This is a genomic window from Moorena sp. SIO4A5 (genome assembly GCF_010672005.1).
Classification (GTDB): domain Bacteria; phylum Cyanobacteriota; class Cyanobacteriia; order Cyanobacteriales; family Coleofasciculaceae; genus Moorena.
The window spans coordinates 1-4,763 of sequence record NZ_JAAHHZ010000360.1; the positions used below are offsets into that span (position 1 = coordinate 1).

At 45.2% G+C, this 4,763-nt stretch carries 5 protein-coding genes and 1 pseudogene; all 6 read left to right on the forward strand.

Features of this window, described 5'->3' with window-relative positions:
- Window positions 1-674, forward strand: a 674-nt coding sequence (locus tag F6K57_RS36990; protein ID WP_293073255.1) for a Pvc16 family protein, incomplete at its 5' end; no start/stop codon positions are given.
- A 27-nt stretch (window positions 675-701) separates the two neighbouring features.
- A complete protein-coding gene (locus tag F6K57_RS36995; RefSeq protein WP_293073257.1) occupies window positions 702-1,967 on the forward strand; it encodes a phage tail sheath subtilisin-like domain-containing protein in 1,266 nt (421 codons plus the stop codon).
- 68 nt (window positions 1,968-2,035) lie between these two features.
- Window positions 2,036-2,470 (forward strand): phage tail protein, encoded by a 435-nt coding sequence (locus tag F6K57_RS37000; RefSeq protein ID WP_293073259.1) that lies wholly within the window; start codon window positions 2,036-2,038, stop codon window positions 2,468-2,470.
- A 259-nt stretch (window positions 2,471-2,729) separates the two neighbouring features.
- Window positions 2,730-3,095 (forward strand): hypothetical protein, encoded by a 366-nt coding sequence (locus F6K57_RS37005; RefSeq protein ID WP_008178157.1) that lies wholly within the window; start codon window positions 2,730-2,732, stop codon window positions 3,093-3,095.
- A gap of 74 nt (window positions 3,096-3,169) precedes the next feature.
- Window positions 3,170-3,247 (forward strand): hypothetical protein, encoded by a 78-nt coding sequence (locus F6K57_RS42295; protein WP_364305676.1) that lies wholly within the window; start codon window positions 3,170-3,172, stop codon window positions 3,245-3,247.
- Window positions 3,248-3,399: 152 nt separating this feature from the next.
- A pseudogene (locus F6K57_RS37010) lies at window positions 3,400-4,763 on the forward strand (hypothetical protein); the annotation flags it as partial.

The window sequence follows — 4,763 nt, forward strand, 5'->3', positions numbered from 1 at the left end:
AGAGGCGCAATGGACAGGCAATTATTCATAATCCTCCAAAGCGCATAGCCTGTTCTTATTTAGTCACAGCTTGGCCCATTGGTGGCGAAGAATTACCCCTGCAAGAACACCGATTACTCAGCCAAGTGCTGCAAGTATTCTTAGCCTATCCAACTATTCCAGAAATACCTTTTTTAGAAAATACCCGACTTGCTGGGCAAGAACCAGCCTTACCAATGGTAACTGCTCAACTAGATGGAGTACAAAGCACTGCCGAGTTTTGGACTGCCTTGGGGAATCAATTACGTCCTTCCATCACAGTCACAGTAACCATTGCGATCAAGGAACTCTTTGAGCCAGAGCCAACCCCCATTGTCATTACTCAAAATTGGCAATTAGGTCAGCGGATTTCACCATCCTCACAACAACTGGTGCCTGGCACCGCACAACAATTTTTCCGGATTGGTGGGCGAGTTACCGATGCTGACAATAACCCTGTTGTAGGCGCAACGGTTATTTTGGTGGAGCGTAATCTCAGCGCAGCCACTGATAGAGATGGAAACTATAGCATCGGGGCAATTCCTGCTGGTGCTTATACCTTACGGGTGCAGTTAGACGATGGTGTACAGGAGGTTACTATCACTATCCCAGTAGAAACCAGCACAAGTAATTACAACCTGGAGTTACAGCAGTAATTTTCGTGATTATCAAGGAGTTAAATTATGCCACAGTATTTTTCGCCAGGCGTATATGTTGAAGAAGTTCCGCCTTCATCTCGGCCTATTGTTGGAGTCGCTACCAGTGTAGCCGGATTTATCGGTATTGTACCCGACAGTATCCAACTTCCTGCCGAGCGTGTCGAAACTACTAGTGATAGTGATGGCACTACCACTGTTACCCTCAAAGTGGAAACAAAAACTCTTCCGGAAGCCGGAATCCCTAAGTTGGTAACTAATTGGAGTCAGTTCATCACTACCTTTGCTGACTTAGTTGGGGACAAGACTCTTGAGGATCTCACAGAGGTAGATGAAACTGATTTTGATGCCAATCAAATCAACGCCTGGAGTCGTTTTGCTCAAGCAGTTTACGGTTTCTTCAATAACGGTGGCACTAGGTGCTATGTGATCCGGATTAGTGCTAATACGGAGTTAGCTGCTGCTCTCAATAGTTTTGCTGCTATTGACGAAATCACCATGGTGGCTATTCCTGGCATTACCAGCCAAGCAGAACAAGAAGCTGTCATAGACCACTGTGAAAACCTCCAAGACAGGTTTGCCATTCTCGATGGACAACAAAACCCTACCACTCTTGACCGAGACAGCATTAAAGGTAGTACCAGAGATAGTAACTATGCGGCTCTTTACTTCCCCTGGATTACGGTTTTTGACCCTGCCCAACAAATTCTAAACCCATCAAGCAATGGCAGTATATTCCTGCCTCCCAGTGGACACATGGCTGGGGTTTACGCACGAGTGGATGGAGAAAGGGGTGTGTTTAAAGCGCCCGCTAATGAAGTGATTCGAGGCGCTCTAGATTTGGAATACAACCTCACCAGAGCAGACCAAGACGGTTTAAATCCTCTAGGAATTAATATCATTCGCTCTTTTAAAGGCAATATCAAAGTTTGGGGAGCGCGCACCCTGGGAGGGGATGACAACGGAGAATATAAGTACATTAGCACCCGTCGTTATTTTAATTTCCTGCGAGAGTCCATTGATGAGGGTACTCAATTTGCGGTGTTTGAGCCTAATAACCTGGCACTTTGGCAGCGTATTAAGCGTACGGTCGGTGACTTTCTCTTGAATCAGTGGCGGGATGGAGCCTTGTTTGGAGCAACTCCGGAGCAAGCTTTCTTTGTTAAGTGTGACGCAGAAACTAATCCCAGAGAAGTACGGGAAGCAGGACAAGTTGTTGCTCTAATTGGTGTCGCTATTGTTAAACCAGCGGAGTTTGTCATCTTCCGCATTCAACAGATGGCTGGAGAATAAATAAGAATAGATATTTCTTGAATTACCCATTACCTTACTTATTACTAAACAACAAGGAGATGTGAGTTATGCCCAGAGTAGATCCGTATAAAAACTATCGCTTTCTGGTAGAACTGGATGGGATTGTTCAAGCGGGATTTTCTGAATGTAGTGGTTTTGGTTCAGAAGTAGAAGTTGTGGAGTATCGAGAGGGGGGAGATGATGCCACAGTACGTAAGTTGCGGGGCAAAGCTAGTTACCCTGATATTTCCCTCAAGTATGGTATTACTGACTCCCGGGAACTTTATGACTGGCATTTACAAGCCGTGAATGGGGAAATTGAGCGCAAAAATGGCTCGATTATCCTACTCAATGATGATGGGGAAGAAAAAGTGCGCTGGGATTTCTTTAATGCTTGGGCAAGTAAGTATGAAGCACCCAGTTTAGATGCTAAGGGTAGCGATGTTGCCATTGACTCTCTGATGATCACTTGTGAACGTTTGACTAGAGTTAGTGTCAGTTAACAGTCATCAGTTATAGCACTACGCATTAAAGTTAGGACATTGATAAAAGCTCATTTGCTTTTTTAGTAGACTTTTGCCTCTTGCCTCTTGCCTCTTGCCTTGCCCGTAGCGCTATAAGCAGGTGCACAAAATTAATTACACATTTTCCAAAACTCAAAGCCTTACGATGTAAGGGGTACAGAGATTGGTAGTAGGAAATTAATTTTGTTTAGGTGCTTAACAGTCATCAGTTAGCAATCAGCCATAACCAAGAACCAAAATGCTACAGACGGAATACGAATTTATCTTACCAGCAGGGTATATAGATAAAGAAGGAAATTTGCATCAGGAAGGAGTCATGCGGATGGCGACAGCAGCGGATGAAATTCTGCCCCTAAAAGATCCTCGTGTGCAAAACAACCCAGCCTATCTGATTGTCCTGTTGCTCTCCCGTGTTGTCACTCGCCTTGGTTCGGTGGAGGTAGTTAATCCTAAGATTATCGAAAGTTTATTTGCCTCTGATTTAGCGTATTTGCAGGATCTGTACAATCGGATCAATGGCAATGGAATGCGATCGCTTCAAATTAGCTGCCCCCACTGTGAGCAAAATTTTGCTGTCGAACTCGATTTATCGGGGGAATCCTAGGCTACCCCCTTACCCAAATCCATGAGGAGGTAGCCTATCTGGCCTATCATTTCCACTGGCATTATGAATCAATCATGACCATGGAACACCGGGAGCGCCGAAAATGGGTTACCGAAGTCGCCAAAATCAATCAGCGTTTGAATAGTCCGTAAAGGGAACAGGGAACAGGGAACAGGGAACAGGGAACAGAGAGACTTTGAGTAGCTTTACAAAAGTTAACACAGTTTTGTTTATTTATGTTCAGGTACTTAGTTCAGTAGTGGGTAATTGGGGATTTTCCCCTTTCTAAATCAGTCTAAATCAGATGGATAATTCAGCTTCACAAGCCAATAATTTCCAGGAATCGGGAAGTCCAGAAAATTCCCCCTTACTAAGTCGTCTGCAACGGCGACAAGAAAAGTCTGGTGGAGTAATTAATACCCGCCAACTGCACCGCCATTACCAATCTACCCAAGCAACCACGGCCAGGCTGACCCAACGATTAACCCTACCAGAACAAATTAACTCCCGTTATGGTGCCAGTGGTTTACAACCCAAGTTAAATCTGGAGCGTTTTAGTCGCCCTAGGCTAGAATCTGCTGATGTCAGTAATACCTATCTGGAACCGACTAATGTTGCCTCTTCAGGGAGGGGAGAAGGGGTGCAAAGGTCAATGGCAACTAGGACTAATTCTCCCGAGTTTCCCAGCAACCTAGGGCATCAGGGGAGATCCCAACCACCATCTGGATCTGTCCCATCAACTAGTCCTAAGGTCCCGATTATCAGCCAAATTAAATCTTCAACTGTGCCTAGGTCTAGGGCCTTAATAAGGGAGGAGCCATACTCAAAGTCCCCCTTTTTTAAGGGGGATTTAGGGGGATCTCCGAGTTTGAAGACACGCCCTAGTGCTCAACCTCCAACATCTTTGCCAAGGCAAGTTAAGGTTAATCGTCAGGCAACCTTATCTGCACTCAACCATCAGTTTACACCTCCAGAGAGTGTTCAGTCTCAGGTTGTCCCACCGCAAACAGAGGGTGATTCCCATTCCCCCTCTCCAGTCACTCCAGCTTCTGTTGTACAAACTAAATTGGTTGTAGCTAAGGCAAATCAGCCTTTACCGACAGGAAAAACTAACTCGACACCGGATTTGGTTTGGCGCTCCCAGGAGGAAGAGGAATCAGACAGTAGTTTGGTACAAACTAAGCTATCGGATTCTAAGCCCAATCAGAGGATATCTGAAAAGTTTTTTGATACTGAATTTTGCCCCCCTAGCCCCCCAGCGAGCAATCCCTCGCTGGGGAGAACAAGAATCCAATTGGCTGGTAAAAGTCCCCCAAAATTGGGGGATTTAGGGGGCTTGGATGTAGCAAATGAGACTTTTCAGACAGCCTCTCAGGATATCTCTTTAGTTCAAACTAAATCGGTTGTTGTTAAACCAAGTCAGCCATCACCGACAACAACTACACCCCCAACTAAAACTAGTAATCTGACCAAGAATACAGCAATCACTAACTCGGCAACAGATTTCATCTGGCGCTCCCAGGAGGAAAAAGAATCAGACAGTAGTTTGGTACAAACTAAGCTCTCGGATTCTAAGCCCAATCAGGATATCTCTTTAGTTCAAACTAAATCGGTTGTTGTCAAACCAAATCAGCCTTCACCGACAACAACTACAAGGCCAAAGAGAAA

Bases quoted from the DNA above. Each gene is read 5' to 3' on its own strand.
- F6K57_RS36995 (WP_293073257.1), top strand. From the start codon at position 702: ATGCCACAGTATTTTTCGCCAGGCGTATATGTTGAAGAAGTTCCGCCT.
- F6K57_RS37000 (WP_293073259.1), top strand. From the start codon at position 2,036: ATGCCCAGAGTAGATCCGTATAAAAACTATCGCTTTCTGGTAGAACTG.
- F6K57_RS37005 (WP_008178157.1), top strand. From the start codon at position 2,730: ATGCTACAGACGGAATACGAATTTATCTTACCAGCAGGGTATATAGAT.
- F6K57_RS42295 (WP_364305676.1), top strand. From the start codon at position 3,170: ATGACCATGGAACACCGGGAGCGCCGAAAATGGGTTACCGAAGTCGCC.